Here is a 20,129-nt window from a genome sequence, read left to right as displayed (position 1 = left end):
ACCATGCTCCTGCCCTCCCCCTGGACACCCCGTCTTGCGCGCATTGAAGCCAGTGCCGCCGAGCGGCTGGCGCGCGCCCTGGCCGACGACATCGTCGAAGGCCGGCTGGCCGGCGGCGACCGCCTTCCCGCCCACAGAGACCTGGCCGACAGGCTGCAGATCGGCCTGGGCTCGGTGACCAGGGCCTATGCGCTGCTGGAGCGCCGGGGGCTGACGCGCAGCGTCAAGGGCCGGGGCACCTTCGTGGCCGCCCGGCGGACGCAGGGCGGCGAGGCCATCGACCTGTCCTCCAACGCGCCGCCGGCCGCCATCAGCGAACGCCTGCTGGCGCGCACGCTGACCGCGATTGCGCGCCGCATCGATGCCGATCACTTCAATTCCTACGCGCCGCCGGGCGGACATGCGGAGCATCGCCGCGTGCTCGCGCGCTGGCTGCAGACGCTGGGCCTGAACGTGGAACCCGGCCACATGGTGCTGACCAGCAGCGCGCGCCAGGCGCTGTCCCTGGCCCTGGACCTGGTCTGCCAGCCCCGGGGCCGGCTGCTGACCGAGCGCATCACCTACCCCGGTGCCATTGCCCTGGCCCGGCGCAAGGGCTGCGCCCTGCAGGGCCTGGCCATGGACGCGCAGGGCCTGCTGCCGCAGGCGCTGGCCGAGGCGCTGCACGGCATTCCCGCCGCCGAAGGCAAGGTGCTCTACCTCACCCCCACGCTGCACAACCCGACCACGGCCACCATGGGCGCGGAGCGCAGGCGGGCGATCGTGGATATCTGCCGGAACGCAGGCGCCTGGATCATCGAGGACGGCGTGTATGCCGCCTGCTCGCCCGATCACGCGCGCCTTGCGCACCTGGCGACCCTGGCGCCCGAGATCACCCTGCATGTGAACGGGCTGTCCAAGTCGCTGGGCCCGGGGCTGCAGGTGGGCACGCTGGTGCTGCCGCCAGCGCTGTGCGGCGCCGCGCTGGCGACGCTGCAGGAGCTGTCCATGGCGCCTTCGGCCCTGTCATGCGCCGTGGTCGATGAATGGCTGTCCCAGGGCGTGGTCGCCTCCCTGCAGGCCGACCTGCGCCATGAGGCACAGCGGCGCGTGCGGCTGGCCGCATCGCACCTTGCCCCACACCTGGGCGACAGCCGCCTGGTGCTGCACCCCGAGGCCTACAACGCCTGGCTGCCCATGGAGCGCGAGGCCGCCGACCGCCTGGTGTCGGCCGCAGCGGCGCTGGGCGTGACGCTGACCGATCCGGGCTCGCTGATGGTGGAGCCGCACGACCGTGCCAGCGGGCTGCGCATCTGCCTGGGCGCCCCAGGCCTGGACGACCTGGACGGCGCCCTGGCGCAATTGGCCAGGCTGCTTACTGCGGAGCCCTGAGCTTGTTCTGCAGCGCCCTGGCCACGGCACCCAGCACGGGCACCTTGGCAAAGATTTCCTCCACCGGGTCCCAGAAATCGCGGTGCACTGCCACCAGTCCCTGCGCATCGAACTCCAGGTAGCTGGTGCCGCAGATGTGCATGGGCTGGCCCGATGCCCTGACAAAGCCCAGCTCCCACAGCAAAAAGCCGCTGTCCCCCTGCACCGCGCCCTGGCTGACGGCGAAGCGGGGCCGGTTCAGTTGCTCGAACATGTGGGCGAACACGCGCTGTATCGCTGCGTGGCCGCGCACATCGTTGAACGGGTCCTTGAACCGGGCCTGTTCCGCATAGAGGGCCAGCAGCGCCGGCAGGTTGTCGCGGCGCAGCGCCTCATAGGCCTGGGCCAGCCGGTCCAGTCGGGGATCGCCGAGGGCAGTGCTCATCGGTTTCAGGCTCCTGTGATGCGGCGAACCGCCGAGAAATACCAGGCATCGGGCAGGCAGCGCAGCAGCCGCACCCAGCGCGTGAAGCGGCGCGGAAAATTCATCTCGAAGCGCCCCTGTGCCCAGCCCTGCAGCATGTGCCGGGCGGCCTCGTCGGCACCGATCAGGGCCGGCATGCTGAAGCTGTTTTGCGCCGTCAGCGGCGTATCGACAAAGCCGGGGTTGATGATGGACACGCCCAGGCCCGGGCCGTGCAGGTCCAGGTAGAGGTTTTCTGCCAGGTTGTTGAGCGCCGCCTTGGTAGGACCGTAGGCCAGGGACATGGGCAGCCCGCGATAGCCTGCCACCGAGCCGACCAGGGCCAGATGCCCCTGGCCGGCCTCCAGCAGCATGGGCAGCACCGCATCGAGCAGGTGCAGCGCGCCGCCATAGTTCACGGCCAGGTGGCGCTGCATCTCGGCCAGGTCGAACTCGGTGGCGCGCTGGGGCCGGTAGTGGCCGGCACAGTACACCACCAGGTCGGGCGCCCTGCCCACATGGGCCCGCACGGCACGGGCTGCCTGTGCCACGGCCTGGGCATCGGTCACGTCCAGCGGCAGGGCCAGGCAGCCTTCGCGGCCGCGCACGAAATCCTGCAGCGCACCGCCATGCCGCGCAGAGACAATCACGCGCGCGCCCTGGCCGTGCAGCGCTTCGGCCGTGGCGCGCCCTATGCCCGAAGAGGCGCCCAGAAGCCATGCCGAGCGGCCCTTCCAGTCGCGCAGCGGCGGGTTCAGCCGGCGGGATAACAGTGGCATGGCCATCACTCCTTGATGATGGCCAGCGTCACGTCGCCCAGGTGCAGGCCGAGCTTGCTCATGGCCGTGCGGTTGAGCAGGGTGCGCCCGTCCATCAGGTACATCCAGTCGTCCATGCTGACGTTCCAGACCCTTCCGTCCACGGGCAGGGCCAGCACGTAGCTCCAGCGGATGGCATTGCCCGCGCTCTGGCCCTGGGCCTCGCCCACCACGTCGTCGGCCCGGCCGCTGTAGCGGCCCTCGCCCAGGTGGCGGATATGCCAGATGCGCTGCTGCGTGCTGCCGTCGCTGTAGACGAAGTGCTCATCGAGCGTGCCCTCGTCGCCATTCCAGCGGCCCGTCATGCGCACGGTGAATCGCTTGACCACCTTGCCCGAGCGGTCCGTGAACATGCCGTGGGCCGTCAGCGGCCCGTTGAAGTACTGGCGCAGGTCCAGCGTCGGCTGCTCCTTGGCGTAGTCCTGCACGGAAGGACCGGCGCAGCCCGCCAGAGACAGCGCCAATGCCGCCCCCAGGCAGGCGCGCCGCAGTGGTGAAAACGAAGCGCAGTGGGTGATGTGGCTCATGTGTGCCTCCAGGAAGAATGCAGTCGCTCGGCGCGCCAGAGCAGCCCGGCCGCCGCCAGTTTGAGCAGGCAGGGCAGCCCGCCATAGGCCCAGGCCAGGGCCTGCAGGCCGGCCGGATCGGTGCTGCCGCTGCGGTAGCCCGCAACGGACAGCAGGGGCAGGGCCAGGCCCGCGGCCAGGGCCAGGTTGAGCTTGGTGGCGCAGGTCCACCACCCCAGGTAGCGGCCCTCGCCCTGGCCGCCCTGGCCGGACTCGTGGATCACGCCCGTGAGCAGTGCGCCCGGCAGGGCCAGGTCCGCGCCCAGGGCCAGCCCGCTGGCCAGGCAGATCACGGCGAAGGCCAGGCCGTCACCCGTGCCCAGCCAGGGCGTGAAGCCGAAGGCCAGCACGCTGGCCAGCATGCCCGCGCGCCAGCTGGGCGCCAGGCCCCAGCGCGAGACGGCCTTCACCCACAGCGGCAGGCCCAGGGCGGCCGCGCCAAAAAAGCACAGCAGCAGCAGGGGCTGCATCCCGGGCACCTGCAATCTATCGGCCACGAAGAAGGGCAGCAAGGTGGCCGGAATGGCCGCGGCCACGCCGTTGACCATGAAGACGGCCAGCAGCCGGCGAAAGCCGGCATCCGCCCATGGTGAGAGCCGAGAGGTGTCCGCCGTGGCCTGCTGCGGCAGCGTCACCGGCGCCTTGAGCCGGTACAGCCCCACCAGCCCCAGCGCCAGGCCCAGCGCCAGCACGGCGCTGGTGGCGTCCAAGCCCAGCCAGGCCGGCAACACGCTGGCCAGCAGCACACCGCCCAGCGTAGCGCCCTCGCGCCAGGCCGTGACGCGGGCCCGCCAGGCGGGCTGCCCGCCCCAGCGCGTGCCCCAGGCCTGGTGGACGATGGTGACGAAGCTGTAGGCCAGCGTGCACACCAGCAGGCTGCAGGCCAGCCAGCCCAGCATGGCGGCCTGGGCACCGCGCGGCGGATGCCACAGCGCCCAGAAGCCCAGGACCATCAGCAGGCTGGCCAGTGCAGCCGCCCACCACGCTGGCCGCATGCCCCGGCGCAGCAGCCGGTCGGCCTGGCGGCCGATGGCGGGGTCCACCAGGGCATCGAAGGCACGCGTGGCCAGCAGCACCGCGCCCAGCCCCGCCAGCGGCGCACCGGCCACGCTGGCGTAGTGGTAGGGCAGGTTCACATACAGCGGCAGGGACACGAACGCCAGCGGCGCGGCCAGGCCGCCATAGGCCAGCCCTGTGCGCCAGGGCAGCAAGGGGGCGGCGGCAGGGTGCGAGGCCATGGCGTGGTCCCGGGCGCTCAGGATTGGCCCAGCAGCGAGCTGCGCATGGCAGGTGCCGAGGTCTGGGGCGCGAGCCAGATGCCGAAGAACAGGCGCGCATAGTCGGCATCACGCAGCTGTGCAGTCTGGCGGCCGTTGTGGAAGAAGCGCACCTCGCCCTGGCCGTCGTTCAGGCCCAGCAGCCGGTCCTGGGCAGCCACATCGGGAAACGCCTGCTTCATCAGCGCCAGCCATTGGCGGGACTGCTCCTCGGTGAAGCCGTCGACCCTGCGCATTTCGGCGATGGAGCGCTCGGCGATGGCCGCGCCTTCGAGCTTGCGGTCATAGACCAGCTCCAGCGCGAACGGGTGGCGGGCGTAGTCCTCGGGCACAAAGCCCGGTGCGGCCCACAGCCGTGCCTCGTACACGCGCAGGCCGAAAAAGCGCAGCACGCCCGTGCCCACCAGGCGCGCGGCCGGCAGGGCGCTGCGCAGTTCGGCCGGAAGGTCGGCAGTCGGAGTCTTGGCGTGGAGTTCGTTGGGCATGGCGATCAGTGAAGGGACAAGGGCGCAGGCGGCGCCCCAGGCCAGCGCCTGGCGGCGCGGCATGTGACGTGGTGGCGATTTCATGGCAGGGGCCTGCGCAGCGTGAACTGGACGACATCGGTGTTGCCGGTGTCGAAGGCCGCCTCGCAGTAGGCGAGGTAGAAGGTCCAGATGCGCACGAAGCGCTCGTCAAAGCCCTGGGCCCGCACGGCGTCGAGGTGGTGATCGAAGGCCTGGCGCCAGCGCCGCAGCGTCTCCGCATAGTCGCGGCCGAAGGCCATGCGGCGCTCCACCACCAGGCCGGCGCGCCGTGCCTCCTGCTCGAAGGCAGGAATGCTGGGCAGCAGCCCGCCCGGGAAGATGTACTGCTGGATGAAGTCGGTGGAGCGCAGATAGCGCGCGAACAGGTCCTCGCGCAGCGTGATGGTCTGTATGCAGGCCAGGCCCCCGGGCTTGAGGCAGTCGCGCAACGTCTGGAAGTAGCCGCGCCAGTATTCTCGGCCCACGGCCTCGAACATCTCGATGGAGACGATGGCATCGAAGGGCTCGCCCGCATGCCGTGCCGGCAGGTCGCGGTAGTCCTGGTAGCGCAGCTCCACGGCGTCGGCCAAGCCGGCCTGCCGCATGCGCTGCTGTCCCCAGGCCAGTTGCTCGCGCGACAGCGTCACGCCCGTGACCCGGGCGCCGAACTCCTGCGCCGCCGCCTCGGCCAGCCCGCCCCAGCCGCAGCCGATCTCCAGCAGGCGCTGGCCGGGCTGCAGCCGCACCTCGTCCAGCGTGCGCCTGAGCTTGGCCTGCTGGGCGTCCTGCAGGTCGGCGTGGCGCAGCGATTCACCCGTGCGCCCCTGGAACCAGGCGGCGCTGTAGCTCATGCCGGGGTCCAGCCACAGGCGGTAGAAATCGTTGCCCAGGTCGTAGTGGGCATGGATGTTCCTGGCGCTGCCGGCCCGCGTATTGCGCTGCAGCAGGTGGCGCAGGCGGTAGCCCAGCCGGCCCCACCAGCTGCCGTACACCAGGCTTTGCACATGGTCGCGGTTGGCCATGCACAGGCGCAGCAGGGCGGCCAGGTCGGGGCTGTCCCATTCTCCGGCGATATAGCCTTCGGCCAGGCCGATGTCGCCCGATTTCAGGGTGCGCTCCAGCGCCCGCCAGTCGTGCAGCACGCAATGCGCGTCGGCAGCCCCCGACGGCGGACGGGGCAGGTGCAGCAGGCGGCCATCGGGCTGCTCCAGGTCCAGCTGCCCGTGGGGCAGGCGTTCGAGCAGGTTCAGCACACGGCGTGCCCGCGCAGGCGTGCGGCGCGGCGCTGCGGCGGTGGGGCTCAGCAGGGGGGCGGCGGTAGTGTTCATCTTGTGACGAAGCGCTTGGGCGCGGAGGGTTTGCCATGGAAAGGCACGCGCTTGGCCCAAAGGCGCAGCGCGTGCCAGTGGATGCGGGCGACCACGCCCAGCGTCATCAAAGGGGTGCCGAAGAAGGCGCGGCGCACGGCGGCGGCATCCAGCACCTGCAGCACGCCGCCCACGCTGGTCTGCAGCAGCGGGCCGTCCTCGTCATGCAGGTCCACGCGTGCCAGGGTGCGGTCTTCGCTGCGTTCGAAGCGGAAGCGGTACTCGCCGCGCACCTCGCAGAACGGCGAGACGTGGAATTGCTTGCGCGCCACCTGCTCGCGGCCCCAGGCCAGGTCCGGCCCCGCCAGCAGATAGGCATGGCGCTCGCCAAAGGTGTTGTTGACCTCGGCCAGCACGGCGGCCAGCGACCCGTCGGCGCGGTGCGCATACCAAAAGCTCACGGGCTTGAACACGTAGCCCAGCACGCGCGGAAAGGTGTGCAGCCAGACTTCGCCATCGGCGTCGGCTATGCCTTCGCTGTGCAGCAGCTGCTCGAACCAGGCCAGTGCGTCGCAGCCGCCCTCGCCGTGGTCGCTGTCATGGAAGCTCAGCCAGCCACGGCGGTTGCGCCTGAGCGCGGCGTCCGGCTGCGTGCGCAGGCTGCGCATGGGCAGCATGAGGAAATAGCCCGGGTAGCGGAAGGCATGCTCCACCGGCCGCAGGCGGCGGTGCCAGACATGGCCGAAGCCGATGAGCGGCCGGGCCGTCATGCGACCCCCTCGAAGGCCGCGCTGGCGGGCAGGACGGGCAAGGTCTGCAGGGCATGCAGCAGGCCGTCGGCCGCGACCAGGCCCGAGCGCAGGCCGTCCTCATGGAAGCCGTAGCCGCACCATGCGCCGCAGAACCAGGTCCTGCGCTGGCCTTGCAGGGCATCCACCCGGCCCTGGGCCTCGATGGCGGCCAGGTCGAACACCGGGTGGCTGTACTCGATGCGCGCGTGGACCTGGCTGTCATCGATGGGGCGCACCGGGTTCAGCGACACCATCACGGGCTGCTGCCACGGCAGGGGCTGCAGGCGGTTGAGCAGGTAGTGCAGGCAGACGCCGGCCCGGTCTTTTCCGGGATCGGCGGCGCGTTCGTAGTTCCAGGCGGCCCAGGCCGCCGGGCGGCGCGGCAGCACGCCGGCATCGGTGTGCAGCACGGCCTGGTTGGGCTGGTAGCGGATGGCGCCCAGCACGCTGCGCTCGAGCGGCGTGGCATCGGAGCCCAGCAGGCGCAGGGCCTGGTCGCTGTGGCAGGCCAGCACCACGGCGTCGAACCGCTCCGTGCCGTGCGCCATCTGCAGCAGCACGCCGTGGGCGGCGCGGCGCAGGCCCAGCACGGGCGCGTTCAGCCGGACCTCGTGGCGGCCGTCCTTTTGCAGCGCGGCCACCATGCGCCGCACATACTGACGCGAACCACCGCGCACGGTGCGCCACTGCGGCCGGTCCGTGACCTGGATCAGGCCGTGGTTGTGGCAAAAGCGGATCAGCGTGGCCACGGGAAAGCGCAGCATCTGGTCGGTGGGGCAGGACCAGATGCAGCCCATCATGGGCAGCAGATAGTCCTGGCGAAAGGCCGGCCCGAAGCCGTGGTCGTCCAGGAAATCTTCGATGCAGCTGCGCAGCCGCGCTTCATCGCCTTCCTCGGCGATGCGCGTGGTCAGGCGGTTGAAGCGCAGGATCTCGGCCAGCATCTTCAGGAAACGGGGCCGCAGCAGATTGCTGCGCTGGGCGAACACACCGCCCAGCGAACTGCCGCTCCACTCCAGGCCCGCCCGGCCGCCGGCCTGCGGCACCTGCACGGAAAACGACATCTCGGCCTCCGCCGTGGGCACCTGCAGCTCTTCGAACAGACGGGTCAGCAGCGGATAGGTGCGGTGGTTGAACACCAGAAAGCCCGTGTCCACCCCCTGGCTCACGCCGCCCAGCGCCAGATCGACCGTGTTGGCATGGCCGCCGAAATGGCTGCCTGCCTCCAGCAGGGTCACGCCATGCCCGCCCGGCGCGCCGGCCAGCCGCCGTGCTGCGGCCAGCCCCGCAATCCCCGACCCGATGACTGCAATGCGATGCATGGGAGCGTCCTTCCTGGTTGAATCGATCAGTCAGACCATGAAGATCAAACTGTGAACTGATGAGTTCAAACTATATACCAAACGTATTCGCTTTGCACTATTTGGTATCGGATATGACCTGTCGGGTCTAAAATATGGCTATGACAAGCCGCTCCTCCATCAAAGAACAGATACAGCGCGTGCGCGAGCAGGCCATCGTGGCGGCCGTCAACCGGCTGCTGGCCACCAAGGGCTACGACGCCATGACGGTGGACGAGGTGGCGGCCGAGGCCGGCATGGCCAAGGCCAGCCTGTACAAGCTGTTCACCTCCAAGGAAGAACTGGCAGGGGCCGCCATGGTGGGCGTGCTGGACCGCGCCCTGGCCTTCGTGGACGGCCTGCGCGACGAAGCCAGCCTGGCGGCCGAGGCCGGCACGCCCACGCGCCCGCTGGACCAGCTCAAGGCCGTGACGCGCTGGGCCATGCAGACCCAGCTGGAAGGCGAGATGCCCTCCCTGCCCGCGCAGAACTCCAACCTCAGCGCCTCGCTGCAATCCAACGACGACTACATGGACCGGCTGATCGCGCTGAGCAACCGCCTGAGCATCTGGATCACCGAGGCCCAGACCAGCGGCCAGATGCAGGCCACGCTGCCGGCCGAACTGGTGCTCTACACGCTGTTCGCGCGGGCCTGCGATCCGGTGGTGGCACTGCTCAAGGAGTCGGGCCAGTACACGCACGCGCAGATCATCGACTGGGTGACCAGCACGACCTTCGACGGGCTGGCGGCGGCGGGCTGATCCGGTGCGCGGGATCGCACCGACCCCAATGCAAATGAGAATTCATATCAACTGGATAAAATGCCGGCAGTTTCTTGACGCACAAGAGGAAAGGCCCGGCACGTGCATCCATCCACCGACAGTGGCGCCAGCCAGGCTCTGGGCAGCATGTACGCGCAGCACAACCCTTGGCTGGTCGCGTGGCTGCAACGCAGGCTGGGCAACCGCTGCGATGCGGCCGACCTGGCCCAGGACACGTTCACGCGCATCTGGGTCAGCGCCAGGACGCAGGCCATCGAGGACATCCGGGAGCCCCGGGCCTACCTGACGACAGTGGCCAGGCGGCTGCTGGTCAATCACCTCGAACGCCGCTCGCTGGAGCAGGCCTACCTGGCGTCGCTGCACCTCCTGCCCCAGGCCACCGTGCCGTCCGTGGAGGCGCGGGCCATCCTGCTGGAGACGCTGCAGGAGCTCGATGCGCTGCTGGACGCCCTGCCCGCCAGGGTGCGCACGGCCTTTCTCATGTCCCAGCTGGAAGGCCTGTCCTACGAGGACATTGCCGACCGGATGCAGCTGAGCGTGCGCACCGTGACGCGCTACATGGCCCAGGGCTTTCGGCAATGCCTGCTGGTGATGCTGGAGCGCTGAGCATGCAGGCCGCAGACGCACGCATCCTGGACGAGGCCGCCCGCTGGCTGGCCCGCAGGCACGCCTCGGACTTCAGCGCGGCCGAGCAGGCCGAACTGGCGCGCTGGCGCAGCCAGAGCAGCCGGCATGAACAGATCTGGCAATGCGCCGAGCAGCTCAAGGGCCGCTTCAACACCGTGCCCGCCGCCGTCGGCATGGCCACGCTCAACCGCGCGCGCCCCTCGGCGGCACGGCGCCAGTTGCTGCGCTCGGCCGTGCTGGCCCTGGCCACGCCTGCGCTGGGCTGGCTGGCCTGGCGCCATCTGCCCTTGCAGGACTGGACGGCCGACTACCGCACGGCCAGGGGCGAGCGCCGCGCGGTCACGCTGGCCGATGGCAGCCGCGTGCAGCTGAACACGGCCTCCGCCATCAGCGTGCGCATGGATGGCACGGCGCGGCGCATCCGCCAGCATGCCGGGGAAATCCTGGTCGAGACCGCGCATGCGGCGCCCTACGCCTCCCAGCCTTTCATGGTGCAGACAGACGACGGCCAGATGCAGGCCCTGGGCACGCGCTTCATCGTGCGCAAGCTGGAGCGGGGCACGGCGCTGGCCGTGCTGGAGGGCGCGGTGCTCGTCACGCCGGCAGCATCGGCCAAGGCCGTGGTGGTGCATGCGGGCGAGCAACTGCAATTCGATGGACAAGGCGCCAGCGCCACCCGCCCGGTGGCGCCGCGGGACTCGGCCTGGACGCTGGGCGTGCTCTATGCCGAGAACCTGCGCCTGCAGGACTTCCTGGCCGAGCTGTCGCGCTACCGCGAGGGCCTTGTGCGGTGCGACGACGATGTCGCCGACCTGCGCGTCTCCGGCACCTACCAGCTGCATGACACCGACCGCATCCTGGCCCTGCTGGCCCAGACCCTGCCGGTGCGCGTGCACGAGCGCAGCCGGTACTGGGTGACGGTGGCGCGGCGCTGATCCGATTTTTTTCTGCCGTGGCTGTCCGGTTTTTCGCTCTCGCCTGTCAAGGCTTGCGAAGACCACTTTCATCGACAGCCCAGAGGACAGAACACCATGCACTCCCCTTCTTCCACCGCCGGACCACGCGCCAGCCTGCGCGCCACCGCCTTGGCGGCCCTGGCCGTCAGCACCTCGCTGCTGCTGCACGCGCTGCCAGTCCAGGCGGCCGAGCCGGCCGCCAGCGCCGCTGCCCGGAGCTACCAGATCCAGCCGGGTCCGCTGGGCCCGGCGCTGATGGCCTTTGCCGCGCAGGCAGGCGTGAACCTGGGCATGGACCTGCAGCAGCTCGTCGGCATGGAGACACGCGGCCTGTCCGGCACGTTCTCCGTGGAAGACGGCTTTGCGCAGCTGCTGAACACGTCAGGCTGGACAGCGCGCCGCGTGGGTGCGGGCAACTACGCGCTGGAGAAGCTGCCTGCGGCGGCCCGCCAGGCGCCGTCCGCTGCAGCGGCCGTGCCCGCAGCGCCGGCCGCAGCCCTGGTCGCAGCACAGGCCACGGAGCTTGCCGCCATCACGGTGACCGCACGCACGCAGAACAACCTGGTCGCACCCTCGCGGCAGGTCACGATCCTGGAAGGCCAGGAGGTGGAGCAGCTGCGCCAGGGCTCGGACAGCCTGGCCACCATGCTCAGCAAGGTGGTCCCCGGCATGGCGGACTCCAGCCACACCATCACCGACTACGGCCAGACGCTGCGGGGCCGCAACATGCTGGTGCTGGTGGACGGCGTTCCGCTGAACACCAACCGCGACTCGTCCAGGAACCTGGCCAACATCAACCCGGCCGACATCGAGCAGATCGAGGTGCTGCGCGGCAGCAGCGCCATCTACGGCAGCGGTGCGGCGGGCGGCATTGTCTCCATCCGCACCAAGCGGCCCTCGGGCGAGACGCGGGCCGAGACCATCGTCACCGGCTCGGCCCCGCTGTCCCGCCTGCGCGGCGCAGGACTGGGCGGCGAGGTGCAGCACTACCTGTCCGGCGGTGGCGAGGTGGTCGACTATTCGGTGAGCCTGGGCGCCAGGCACATGGGCGGCGCCTTCGACGCCAAGGGCAACCGCATTGCGCCCGAGCCCAGCCAGGGCGACCTGTTCGACTCCAACATCTACAACGCCTCGGCCAAGATCGGCTTCAAGCTCGATGCCGACCAGCGCCTGCAATTGACCGCCAGCCACTACAACGCAGCCCAGGACACGGACTACGCCTCCGACCCGTCGGTGGCGCGGCTGCCGGCAGGAACGGCGGCGGCCCGCCCCATCAAGGGCCTGGTGCTGGCCGACCAGAACCAGATCAAGAACACCATGCTGGGCCTGGACTACGAGAACCGGGACATCGCAGGCAGCACGCTGGCCGCCCAGCTCTACTACCGGGACTTCTTCACCCGTTTTGCGCCCTTCGACGCACGCGCCGTGCCGGTGCGGGGCGCCAATGTCGACCAGTCCATGCAGAACTCCGAGGTCTTTGGCGGGCGCCTGACCCTGAAGACGCCGCTGGGCGCCGGCAAGAAGAGCCTGCTGATCTGGGGTGCGGACTTCAACCAGGAGCGCACCGACATGCCCATCGACATCTTCGATCCCCGGGCCTATGACGCCAGCGGCGGCCTGGTCTTCCACAAGACGGGCCAGCTGATCTACATGCCGCCCGTCACCACGCGCAGCATCGGCGCCTTCGCCCAGCTGCAGCACCGGTTCAATGCGCAATGGTCGGCGGAAGGCGGCCTGCGCTACGACCGCGCCCAGGCCAGCTTCAATGACTTCACGCCGCTGTCGCAGTCACGCGCCCCCAGCCCCCAGTCCGTGAACGGCGGCACCGTCCGGTACAACGCCTGGACCTACAACCTGGGCACGGTCTTCACGCCGGTCCCCGGCCAGGAGCTCTATGCCTCGTACAGCCAGGGCTTCGAGCTGCCGGACATCGGCGTGGTGGTGCGCAATGCCACGCCGGCCTTCAACCTGGGCAACTCCAACCTGCAGGCGGTCAAGACCAACACCTATGAAATGGGCTGGCGCGGCAAGTTCTCCAACGTGATGGCCAACCTCAGCGTCTTCCAGTCGCGCTCCAACCTGGGCGCCGTGCAGAGCTTCAACAATGGCCTGACCCTGCTGCGCACCCGCGAGAAGATCCATGGCATCGAAGGCGGCCTGGACTACTTCAGCGACGACGACCACTGGAGCGTGGGCGGCAGCTTCACCTGGATGAAGGGCCGCGAGCTGCCCCAGGCCGCCAGCGGCTACCAGGACATGACGGGCTTTCGCATCCCTCCGCTCAAGCTCACCGCCTATGTGGAGTACCGGCCCGACACGCGCTGGAGCCACCGCCTCCAGGCCACCGCCTATGCCTCCAAGGACTACCGCCTGGACGGCAAGACCGGCTTCGGCCGCTATGACACACGGGGCTACACCACGGTGGACCTGATCAGCCAGTGGAAGATCGACCCCAAGAACCGTGTGTCCCTGGGCGTGGAAAACCTGTTCAACCGCCAGTACTTCCCGCTCTACAGCCAGCTGCTGCGCAGCAACAACAACACCAGCCGCCTGCCAGCGGCCGGCACGGTGCTGAAGATCAGCTACGCGCACACCTGGTGACCCCATAGGCAGGCACCGGTCGCCGCAGCCCGCCAACAACCGGCCGGGCAAGGAAAGGGCCTCCACCCGACGCAGCCGATCAACGACCATCGACCATCGGCTGCGCCCGGACCTCAAGGCCCCTTGCGCAGCGAGATCGGCGTGCCCCAGATCGGATCGGCGGCGCCCTGGCGGCCCAGGGTGGTGACCTGCATGGGCACCAGCCGCGCCATGAGTTTTTCCTGGTCAGGGGTCAGGTTGGCGCGGGAGGCCAGATAGGTGCGCGTGAATTCCATGGGCACCGGCAGCGTGTGGACGGTGAAGTCCTCCAGCGGGCATTCGACCTTCTCGGCCGCCACCTTGCGGCAGCCCGCCTGGCGGAACTGGTAGCTGGGCGTCTTCAGATACGAGCGCTGGCTCAGCACCAGCTGCCCGCCTTCCAGCGTGAAACTGGCCAGGGCCTGCCGGGGCGGCACGCGCACCTGGACCTTGAGCGCGGGGATGTCGCGCGAGTCCGTATCCTGGTAGTAGCCCGCACCCATGCCCGGCGTACTGTCCGTGACCTGCCGCTCGCCCCAGGCCACGCAATGGCCCGAGGCACGGTGCACCGTGGTGCAGTACTTCTCGGTGCGGGTCTGCGTGTGCGTGGTGGCCTCCTTCCAGTTCATCTCGGTATAGAACTCGCGGTAGGTCTCGGGCGCCAGGGACACCGTGCCGCTGGCGCCGCGGCCTGCGCCCGCAGCGCCCGCCTTGGCCCCCAGCTGGTCGAGCCGAGCATTGAGCCAGTAGTCATCGCCGCCCGTCAGCAGGTACTTGCCGGGGGGCAGGACATGGACCTCGAAGGCCTTGAAGAGGTAGGTGGTCTTGGGATCGCGCTGCAGCGCGTTGTTCTGGAACTTGCGGCCGAACACGATCTCCGGCCTGTCCTGGTGGGTCCACAGCACGTTCGAGGTCCATTTGGACATGCCGTTGGCGTCGGCCAGCGACTTGTGCGGCGTCAAGTCAGCCACCAGCACCACGGCCATGTTGGCCTTCAAGGCCTCGCTGATCACCCACAGCGTCTTCGCCTGCTCCGCTTCCTCCTTCTCGAGCTGCCCGCTGGAAGGCGGCGCGGCACACCCCGACAATCCCAGGGCGAGCACCAGGGTCGGCAAAACGAGGCAGGGGCGCTGCAGTGTCATCGTTGAAATCCTTGGAGGTTGATGCTGGAAAGGCGTCATTGTGCGGGGATATCTCCGGCGGCCCCGGCCAGGGCAGGCCCTCGACATGGAAAAGCCGCCCGAAGGCGGCCGGTTCCAGGGAGCGCTGCACCAGCGCTGGCTGCGATCAATCAGCGTTGCTGTGGCTGGCGCAAAGGCTGCCCTTGTTGGCGGACGTTCGCCTTGCACTGCATCTGGCTGTAGTTCCTGTCCGTGATGGGTTGCCCCATCTGCATGGGAACATAGGCCGGATGCTGCGGGCCTCTCGTGGGAAGAAGCTGTTTCATGGTTCCATCCTCACGTCAAACGGAACGCCGCCCAGCCTGTCAGCGGGGCTGATTGGGCTGCTGCTGGCCTGGCTGGTTCTGGCCAGGCTGCTTGTGCTGGGGGTTGTCCTGCTGCTGCTGTCCCGGGTTTTGCTGGTTCGGGTTCTGCTGCTGCGGGTTGTTTTGCTGCTGTTGCTGGTCGTTTTGCTGAGCCATGGGTATCTCCTTCACATGGTGGTCAAAGAGGCGCGTCAAACGAAGCGCCCGACTGCAGCGCAGATATGCACTGCGCTGGTAACCAGTGTGGGCCCGGACATGCGGCTCAGCCGTAGGACCGGCCAGAGCGTGCGCAGCCCCATGTTGCGACACCGCAGGTAGGCCAGCCGCCGGGTGTCCGACGGACATTTCGCACAGGGGGCAACGAAGGACCAGGGCAGGCCACGGCCTGCGCCCTACCCCGGCCCCCGCCTCACTCCACCGTCACGCTCTTGGCCAGGTTGCGCGGCTTGTCCACATCGGTGCCGCGTGCGCAAGCCGTGTGGTAGGCCAGCAGCTGCAGCGGGACCACGTGCAGGATGGGGCTGAGCGCGCCGTAGTTCTCGGGCATGCGGATGACGTGCATGCCTTCGCTGCTTTCGATGTTGGTCTTGGCATCGGCCAGCACATAGAGCACGCCGCCGCGCGCACGCACTTCCTGCATGTTGCTCTTGAGCTTTTCCAGCAGCTCGTCATTGGGCGCCACCGTGACCACGGGCATGGCGCTGTCCACCAGGGCCAGCGGACCGTGCTTGAGCTCGCCGGCCGGATAGGCCTCGGCGTGGATGTAGCTGATTTCCTTGAGCTTGAGCGCGCCTTCCAGCGCAATCGGGTAGTGGATGCCACGGCCCAGGAAGAGCGCGTTCTCGCGCTTGGCGAAGTCCTCGGACCAGCTGATGACCTGGGGCTCCAGCGCCAGCACGGATTGCAGGGCCACGGGCAGGTGGCGCATGGCGGCCAGGTATTGCTGCTCCTTTTCCTCGCTCAGCCGCCCTTGCGACTGGGCCAGGGCCAGGGTCAGCAGGAACAGGCCTGCCAGCTGGGTGGTGAAGGCCTTGGTGGAGGCCACGCCGATCTCCACGCCGGCGCGCGTGATGTAGGCCAGCTCGCATTCGCGCACCATGGCGCTGGTGGCCACGTTGCAGACGGTCAGCGTGTGCTTCATGCCCAGGTTCTGGGCATGGCGCAGCGCGGCCAGGGTGTCGGCGGTCTCGCCCGACTGGCTGATGGTGACGACCAGGGTCTTGGGATGGGGAACGCTGGTGCGGTAGCGGTATTCGCTGGCCACTTCCACGCTGCAGGGCAGGCCGGCCAGCGACTCGATCCAGTACTTGGCAGTGCAGCCGCTGTAGTAGCTGGTGCCGCAGGCCAGGATGAGCACGCGGTCGATCTCCTTGAACACGCGCCAGGCCGAAGTGCCGGCCTTGCCGTCCGAGGCCACGCCGTCGAACAGCTCGGGCACGATGGCCTGCACGCCTTCCAGCGTGTCGGCAATGGCGCGCGGCTGCTCGAAGATTTCCTTTTGCATGTAGTGGCGGTAGGGACCCAGCTCGGCCGCGCCGCTGTGGGCGTGCACGGTGCGCACGGGGCGCTGCTCGGGCGCCAGCCGCTCGCCGCCCTTGCCCACCAGCCAGTAGCGGCCAGGCTGCAGGTCCACGATGTCGCCCTCTTCCAGGTAGACGATCTGGTCGGTCACGCCGGCCAGGGCCATGGCGTCGCTGGCCAGGAAGTGTTCGGCACCATCCTGGCCCACGCCCAGGATCAGCGGCGAGCCGGCGCGCGAGCCCACCACGCGCTGCGGTTCGTCCTTGTGCATGACCGCGATGGCAAAGGCGCCATGCAGGCGCTGCGTGGCGGCCTGCACGGCCTCGAACAGGTCGCCGCCGTAGAGGCTGTCCACCAGATGGGCGATGACCTCGGTGTCCGTCTGGCTGGCGAAGACATAGCCCTTGGACTGCAGCTCGGCGCGCAGGGCTTCGTAGTTTTCGATGATGCCGTTGTGCACCAGGGCCACGCGGGCCGGCTGGTCGGTGTCGGCCACGGGCGAGACGCCAGGGCCGTGGCTGAAATGCGGATGGGCGTTGCGCACCGCCGGCTCGCCATGCGTGGCCCAGCGCGTGTGGGCAATGCCGGTGTGGCCGATGACCTTGTCCTGTTGCACCTGGTCCATGAGTTCGGCCACGCGCGCCGTGGAGCGGGCGCGCCGCAGGCCCTGGCTGTGCACGCCCTGTGCGTCCAGCGCCTGCACGGCCACGCCGCAGGAGTCATAGCCGCGATATTCCAGGCGCTGCAGGCCCTGGACGAGAACGGGGACGATATCGCGGAAGGAAACCGCTGCGACGATGCCACACATGGACAAGCTCCTTGTTTCGAGATGACGACGGATGCTACGCAGGTTGAAAAGAAATTTCTCTCCAGATTTCCTTATCTATTGAATTAATATTTCATCATCAGGCATTCAAGAAATATTATTTCAATATAAATAACAAAATGAACCAAAATTCCATTCAGCTGGACGCTACCGACCTGCAGTTGCTGCAGCTGCTGCAAGAAGACTGCAGCCGCAGCAACCAGGCACTGGCCGCGCTGCTGCAGCTGTCGCCGCCCACCTGCCTGCGCCGCGTGCGGCGGCTGCAGGAGTCCGGGCTGATCGAGCGGCAGGTGGCCATCCTGCAGCCCGAACGCCTGGCCGCCGCCCTGGGCCATGGGCTGCAGGCCATTGTGGAGGTCTCGCTGGACCGCCAGGACAGTGACGCGCTGGACGGATTCGAGCGCCGCGCCGTGGCGCTGGACGCCGTGCAGCAGTGCTGGCGCGTATCGGCGGGGCCTGATTTCATCCTCGTGGTGGCCGCGCCCGACATGCCGGCCTACCTGGAGTTGAGCCGGGCGCTATTCACGGGCGACGCCAACGTGCGCAATGTCAAGAGTTTTTTCAGCGTCAGGCGCGCCAAGTTCTCCACCGCCATGCCGCTGCCGCCGGCAAATCCCGGAACAGGCGCCCAATGAGGCCAGGACGCTTGATTTTGCGAGTAATTGTGCGCATCAGGAAACTGCGCGGCGGCGGGACTGCGTAGGACAGCAAGCCTGCAATGTGTCCCGAACGCCAACTTTGGGCAACGTTGGACTTTAAGGCGTTGCGCACGCACGGGGACAATGATACAAATTGATGCAACAACACTTTCTGACGCGCTAGGCAATCGGCGCGCACTCGGCTCGCACCGCCATGTCCTTGCGCCAGCGCATCCATCGCCGCACCTATCCCTTGCGCGTCTCCAGCATGGCTTTGGGTGGCCTCGTCGTGGGCACGACCATGACCGAGCTGGGCGCCAGCACGGCTGTCTGGGGCTTTGTGCTGGTGAGCGCCCTGGTCTGGCCGCACATCGCCTTTCTCCACGCCCGCCACAGCCGTGACAGCCACCGCGCCGAACACGCCAATCTGAAGATAGATGCGCTGATCATCGGCAGCTGGATTCCCGTCATGCATTTCTGTGCATTGCCCAGCATTGCGCTGCTGGCCATCAGCATTGCAGACCGCAACCACACGGCCACGCGCGACGGCTGGCTGCAATCGCTGTTCGCCACCTTCCTGGCCGCCGCCGCGGGGGCCCTGCTGCTGCGGCCCGCGCCCGAGTGGGAGGCCAGCCTGGCAGTGCAGCTGAGCATGCTGCCCCTGCTCCTGCTGCACAGCGTGTTCTCCAGCTGGTCCACGCGCCAGCTGGTGCGCAAGCTGGCACGACAGAACGTGAAGCTGCAGGTGCTCAGCCGCATCGACCCCCTGACCACGCTGTACAGCCGCGACTACTGGTGGCAGAAGGCGCGCGCCGCGCTGCGCGACTACCGGCAGACGCAGACCTCGGCCTGCCTGCTGATCGTGGACATAGACCACTTCAAGCGCATCAACGACAGCTTTGGGCACACCGTGGGTGACGAGGTGCTGCAGGCCATCGGCCTGACCATCCGGCACTGCCTGCGATCGCATGACGCGGCCGGCCGCTACGGAGGCGATGAATTCGCCGTGCTGTGCATGCACACCCATCTGGACGATGCCTATGCGGTGGCCCTGCGCATACGCAACCAGCTGAGCCAGCTGCGCGTGCGCGAGCACCCGCATCTGCGCGTCAGCGCCAGCATTGGCGTGGCGGCGGCGGACCCCAGCTTTCTGTCGGTCAAGGACTGGATCAATGCGGCCGACAGCGCTCTCTACAGCGCCAAGGACGCCGGGCGCGACCAGGTGATACCTGCTGCGCCGCTGATGGCCGGCAGCGCGCCCACCAGGTCGGGCACGGACGCGGGCAGCGAGGCCTCGCGCCAGGCACACCAGCCCGAGCCGGACGACACGCTGATCTGAGGGCTGGCGCCAGCGGCAGGCAGACTCAGAGCCCGCGATCCGTGCGCCGCACTTCGCCGCCGGGCCAGTTCAGGCATACGCTGCAGCCGCCCGCCGGCGTGGCGCGGATGGTGGCCTCGCCGCCGTGGCGGCGCATGACGCCGCGCACCAGGGCCAGGCCCGTGCCCAGGCCCGGAAACTCCGACTCACGGTGCATGCGCTGGAAGATGCCGAACAGCGCGCCCGCACGCGAGGGGTCGAACCCCACGCCGTTGTCCGTCACGCTGAGCGTGATGCCGCCGTCGGCATGGCGCTCCACATCGATGGCAATGCGCGGCTGGGCCACGGGCTGGGTGAACTTGACGGCGTTGTCCAGCAGCGCCTCCAGCACTTGGCGCAGCAGGGCCGCGTCGGCACGCACGGCGGGACTTTGCTGCGGCAGGCTCCATTGCAGCCGCGCCGCCGCGCCGCAGGCCGCCCAGCGCGGCTGCGCCAGCACCGCCGTGCGCGCCTGCTCCAGCAGTTCCTGCAAGGCGATGGGCTGCCACTGCATGGGCGTGCGGGCGGCGCGCGCCAGGGCCAGCAGGCCGTCGAGCATGCCGCCCATGCGTCGGGCGGACTGGTCCATGGTCTGCAGGAAGCCGCGTGCCTCCTGCAGTTCCTGCGGCGAAGGCGCGGCCTGCGACAGCAGCTCGTCCACCAGGGGGCCGAAGGACAGCACATGGCGCAGCGGCGCGCGCAGGTCGTGCGACACCGCGTGCAGCCATTCCTGCTGCGCGGCGCGCAGGGCCTGCAGCTCCTGCTCGCGCTGGGCCAGGCGCTCCAGCGCGTCCTGCAGCGTGCGGGGCGGGCCTTGCAGGTCGGCGGCAGGGTCGGGCGGAGGGTGGGCGAAAGGTTCCGTCATGGCATGGACAGGGTCAGGAGATTCGGAAAATCGG

The 20,129-nt window shown here is 68.9% G+C and carries 20 protein-coding genes; 7 read left to right on the top strand and 13 right to left on the bottom strand.

All coding sequences use genetic code 11. The annotated features are described in order from the left end of the window. The first annotated feature begins 3 nt into the window (after window positions 1–3). Window positions 4–1,371 carry an aminotransferase-like domain-containing protein gene (locus tag HFGMBDPB_RS00555; protein WP_016452725.1) on the top strand — a complete coding sequence of 456 codons (1,368 nt, stop codon included), beginning with the start codon at window positions 4–6 and terminating at the stop codon, window positions 1,369–1,371. On the opposite strand, the gene HFGMBDPB_RS00550 is transcribed toward HFGMBDPB_RS00555, so the two are convergent. From HFGMBDPB_RS00550 to HFGMBDPB_RS00515, 8 genes are read right to left on the bottom strand one after another with little or no spacing between them, the layout of a single operon-like run. Continuing rightward, window positions 1,355–1,795: a nuclear transport factor 2 family protein gene (locus HFGMBDPB_RS00550; RefSeq protein ID WP_212644693.1), complete on the bottom strand. Its 441-nt coding sequence runs from the start codon at window positions 1,793–1,795 to the stop codon at window positions 1,355–1,357. The genes HFGMBDPB_RS00555 and HFGMBDPB_RS00550 overlap by 17 nt on opposite strands. Window positions 1,796–1,800: 5 nt before the next feature. Continuing rightward, window positions 1,801–2,592: an SDR family NAD(P)-dependent oxidoreductase gene (locus HFGMBDPB_RS00545; protein WP_016448424.1), complete on the bottom strand. Its 792-nt coding sequence runs from the start codon at window positions 2,590–2,592 to the stop codon at window positions 1,801–1,803. A gap of 5 nt (window positions 2,593–2,597) precedes the next feature. Further along, entirely contained in the window at window positions 2,598–3,158 is a 561-nt protein-coding gene (locus tag HFGMBDPB_RS00540; RefSeq protein ID WP_016448425.1) for a DUF3833 domain-containing protein, read from the bottom strand. Continuing rightward, entirely contained in the window at window positions 3,155–4,435 is a 1,281-nt protein-coding gene (locus HFGMBDPB_RS00535; protein WP_212644692.1) for an MFS transporter, read from the bottom strand. Before HFGMBDPB_RS00535 ends, HFGMBDPB_RS00540 begins: the two co-directional genes overlap by 4 nt. A gap of 17 nt (window positions 4,436–4,452) precedes the next feature. Next, on the bottom strand, window positions 4,453–5,022 hold the full coding sequence (locus tag HFGMBDPB_RS00530) for a chalcone isomerase family protein (RefSeq protein ID WP_016448427.1): 570 nt from the start codon (window positions 5,020–5,022) through the stop codon (window positions 4,453–4,455). Between the two features lie 17 nt (window positions 5,023–5,039). Next, complete coding sequence (locus HFGMBDPB_RS00525; RefSeq protein ID WP_016448428.1) at window positions 5,040–6,308, bottom strand: SAM-dependent methyltransferase; 1,269 nt, start codon at window positions 6,306–6,308, stop codon at window positions 5,040–5,042. Next, window positions 6,305–7,057 carry a DUF1365 domain-containing protein gene (locus HFGMBDPB_RS00520; RefSeq protein ID WP_047468187.1) on the bottom strand — a complete coding sequence of 251 codons (753 nt, stop codon included), beginning with the start codon at window positions 7,055–7,057 and terminating at the stop codon, window positions 6,305–6,307. Before HFGMBDPB_RS00520 ends, HFGMBDPB_RS00525 begins: the two co-directional genes overlap by 4 nt. Then, the gene (locus tag HFGMBDPB_RS00515; RefSeq protein WP_061288794.1) at window positions 7,054–8,400 is read right to left on the bottom strand and encodes an NAD(P)/FAD-dependent oxidoreductase; all 1,347 of its coding nucleotides are present in this window, start codon (window positions 8,398–8,400) and stop codon (window positions 7,054–7,056) included. Before HFGMBDPB_RS00515 ends, HFGMBDPB_RS00520 begins: the two co-directional genes overlap by 4 nt. Before the next feature lie 140 nt (window positions 8,401–8,540). Between HFGMBDPB_RS00515 and HFGMBDPB_RS00510 the strand changes: the two genes are divergently transcribed. The 4 genes from HFGMBDPB_RS00510 to HFGMBDPB_RS00495 all read left to right on the top strand — a co-directional run bounded on the left by HFGMBDPB_RS00510 (window position 8,541) and on the right by HFGMBDPB_RS00495 (window position 13,384). Continuing rightward, entirely contained in the window at window positions 8,541–9,179 is a 639-nt protein-coding gene (locus HFGMBDPB_RS00510) for a TetR/AcrR family transcriptional regulator (RefSeq protein WP_017407121.1), read from the top strand. Between the two features lie 147 nt (window positions 9,180–9,326). Then, on the top strand, window positions 9,327–9,806 hold the full coding sequence (locus HFGMBDPB_RS00505; protein ID WP_070081029.1) for a sigma-70 family RNA polymerase sigma factor: 480 nt from the start codon (window positions 9,327–9,329) through the stop codon (window positions 9,804–9,806). A 2-nt stretch (window positions 9,807–9,808) separates the two neighbouring features. Beyond that, window positions 9,809–10,762, top strand: coding sequence for a FecR domain-containing protein (locus tag HFGMBDPB_RS00500; protein ID WP_212644691.1), 954 nt, complete (start codon window positions 9,809–9,811; stop codon window positions 10,760–10,762). Between the two features lie 96 nt (window positions 10,763–10,858). Continuing rightward, window positions 10,859–13,384 carry a TonB-dependent receptor gene (locus HFGMBDPB_RS00495; protein ID WP_212644690.1) on the top strand — a complete coding sequence of 842 codons (2,526 nt, stop codon included), beginning with the start codon at window positions 10,859–10,861 and terminating at the stop codon, window positions 13,382–13,384. Window positions 13,385–13,497: 113 nt separating this feature from the next. On the opposite strand, the gene HFGMBDPB_RS00490 is transcribed toward HFGMBDPB_RS00495, so the two are convergent. The 4 genes from HFGMBDPB_RS00490 to glmS all read right to left on the bottom strand — a co-directional run bounded on the left by HFGMBDPB_RS00490 (window position 13,498) and on the right by glmS (window position 17,217). Continuing rightward, window positions 13,498–14,544 carry a hypothetical protein gene (locus HFGMBDPB_RS00490; RefSeq protein WP_212644689.1) on the bottom strand — a complete coding sequence of 349 codons (1,047 nt, stop codon included), beginning with the start codon at window positions 14,542–14,544 and terminating at the stop codon, window positions 13,498–13,500. A gap of 149 nt (window positions 14,545–14,693) precedes the next feature. After that, on the bottom strand, window positions 14,694–14,849 hold the full coding sequence (locus tag HFGMBDPB_RS00485) for a hypothetical protein (RefSeq protein WP_016448436.1): 156 nt from the start codon (window positions 14,847–14,849) through the stop codon (window positions 14,694–14,696). 39 nt (window positions 14,850–14,888) lie between these two features. After that, window positions 14,889–15,044: a hypothetical protein gene (locus HFGMBDPB_RS00480; protein WP_164474684.1), complete on the bottom strand. Its 156-nt coding sequence runs from the start codon at window positions 15,042–15,044 to the stop codon at window positions 14,889–14,891. Window positions 15,045–15,297: 253 nt separating this feature from the next. Then, window positions 15,298–17,217 (bottom strand): glutamine--fructose-6-phosphate transaminase (isomerizing), encoded by a 1,920-nt coding sequence (gene glmS / locus HFGMBDPB_RS00475; RefSeq protein WP_046238518.1) that lies wholly within the window; start codon window positions 17,215–17,217, stop codon window positions 15,298–15,300. A 137-nt stretch (window positions 17,218–17,354) separates the two neighbouring features. Here glmS and HFGMBDPB_RS00470 point away from each other — a divergent pair, with 137 nt between their 5' ends. Both HFGMBDPB_RS00470 and HFGMBDPB_RS00465 read left to right on the top strand, forming a co-directional pair. Continuing rightward, a complete protein-coding gene (locus tag HFGMBDPB_RS00470) occupies window positions 17,355–17,870 on the top strand; it encodes an Lrp/AsnC family transcriptional regulator (RefSeq protein ID WP_016448445.1) in 516 nt (171 codons plus the stop codon). A gap of 217 nt (window positions 17,871–18,087) precedes the next feature. Further along, a complete protein-coding gene (locus HFGMBDPB_RS00465; protein ID WP_016448446.1) occupies window positions 18,088–19,212 on the top strand; it encodes a GGDEF domain-containing protein in 1,125 nt (374 codons plus the stop codon). Window positions 19,213–19,237: 25 nt separating this feature from the next. Here HFGMBDPB_RS00465 and HFGMBDPB_RS00460 read toward each other — a convergent pair whose 3' ends face one another. Further along, complete coding sequence (locus HFGMBDPB_RS00460) at window positions 19,238–20,095, bottom strand: sensor histidine kinase (RefSeq protein WP_016448447.1); 858 nt, start codon at window positions 20,093–20,095, stop codon at window positions 19,238–19,240. Window positions 20,096–20,129: the final 34 nt, after the last annotated feature.

The sequence above is a fragment of the Delftia sp. PE138 genome, from assembly GCF_018320755.1.
Taxonomy (GTDB): Bacteria; Pseudomonadota; Gammaproteobacteria; order Burkholderiales; family Burkholderiaceae_C; genus Comamonas; species Comamonas tsuruhatensis.
This window is presented reverse-complemented; position numbering and strand designations above follow the sequence as displayed.

Coding starts and splice junctions, on each gene's coding strand:
- HFGMBDPB_RS00555 (WP_016452725.1), top strand. CDS start 4: ATGCTCCTGCCCTCCCCCTGGACACCCCGTCTTGCGCGCATTGAAGCC.
- HFGMBDPB_RS00550 (WP_212644693.1), bottom strand. CDS start 1,795: ATGAGCACTGCCCTCGGCGATCCCCGACTGGACCGGCTGGCCCAGGCC.
- HFGMBDPB_RS00545 (WP_016448424.1), bottom strand. CDS start 2,592: ATGCCACTGTTATCCCGCCGGCTGAACCCGCCGCTGCGCGACTGGAAG.
- HFGMBDPB_RS00540 (WP_016448425.1), bottom strand. CDS start 3,158: ATGAGCCACATCACCCACTGCGCTTCGTTTTCACCACTGCGGCGCGCC.
- HFGMBDPB_RS00535 (WP_212644692.1), bottom strand. CDS start 4,435: ATGGCCTCGCACCCTGCCGCCGCCCCCTTGCTGCCCTGGCGCACAGGG.
- HFGMBDPB_RS00530 (WP_016448427.1), bottom strand. CDS start 5,022: ATGCCGCGCCGCCAGGCGCTGGCCTGGGGCGCCGCCTGCGCCCTTGTC.
- HFGMBDPB_RS00525 (WP_016448428.1), bottom strand. CDS start 6,308: ATGAACACTACCGCCGCCCCCCTGCTGAGCCCCACCGCCGCAGCGCCG.
- HFGMBDPB_RS00520 (WP_047468187.1), bottom strand. CDS start 7,057: ATGACGGCCCGGCCGCTCATCGGCTTCGGCCATGTCTGGCACCGCCGC.
- HFGMBDPB_RS00515 (WP_061288794.1), bottom strand. CDS start 8,400: ATGCATCGCATTGCAGTCATCGGGTCGGGGATTGCGGGGCTGGCCGCA.
- HFGMBDPB_RS00510 (WP_017407121.1), top strand. CDS start 8,541: ATGACAAGCCGCTCCTCCATCAAAGAACAGATACAGCGCGTGCGCGAG.
- HFGMBDPB_RS00505 (WP_070081029.1), top strand. CDS start 9,327: ATGTACGCGCAGCACAACCCTTGGCTGGTCGCGTGGCTGCAACGCAGG.
- HFGMBDPB_RS00500 (WP_212644691.1), top strand. CDS start 9,809: ATGCAGGCCGCAGACGCACGCATCCTGGACGAGGCCGCCCGCTGGCTG.
- HFGMBDPB_RS00495 (WP_212644690.1), top strand. CDS start 10,859: ATGCACTCCCCTTCTTCCACCGCCGGACCACGCGCCAGCCTGCGCGCC.
- HFGMBDPB_RS00490 (WP_212644689.1), bottom strand. CDS start 14,544: ATGACACTGCAGCGCCCCTGCCTCGTTTTGCCGACCCTGGTGCTCGCC.
- HFGMBDPB_RS00485 (WP_016448436.1), bottom strand. CDS start 14,849: ATGAAACAGCTTCTTCCCACGAGAGGCCCGCAGCATCCGGCCTATGTT.
- HFGMBDPB_RS00480 (WP_164474684.1), bottom strand. CDS start 15,044: ATGGCTCAGCAAAACGACCAGCAACAGCAGCAAAACAACCCGCAGCAG.
- glmS (WP_046238518.1), bottom strand. CDS start 17,217: ATGTGTGGCATCGTCGCAGCGGTTTCCTTCCGCGATATCGTCCCCGTT.
- HFGMBDPB_RS00470 (WP_016448445.1), top strand. CDS start 17,355: ATGAACCAAAATTCCATTCAGCTGGACGCTACCGACCTGCAGTTGCTG.
- HFGMBDPB_RS00465 (WP_016448446.1), top strand. CDS start 18,088: ATGTCCTTGCGCCAGCGCATCCATCGCCGCACCTATCCCTTGCGCGTC.
- HFGMBDPB_RS00460 (WP_016448447.1), bottom strand. CDS start 20,095: ATGACGGAACCTTTCGCCCACCCTCCGCCCGACCCTGCCGCCGACCTG.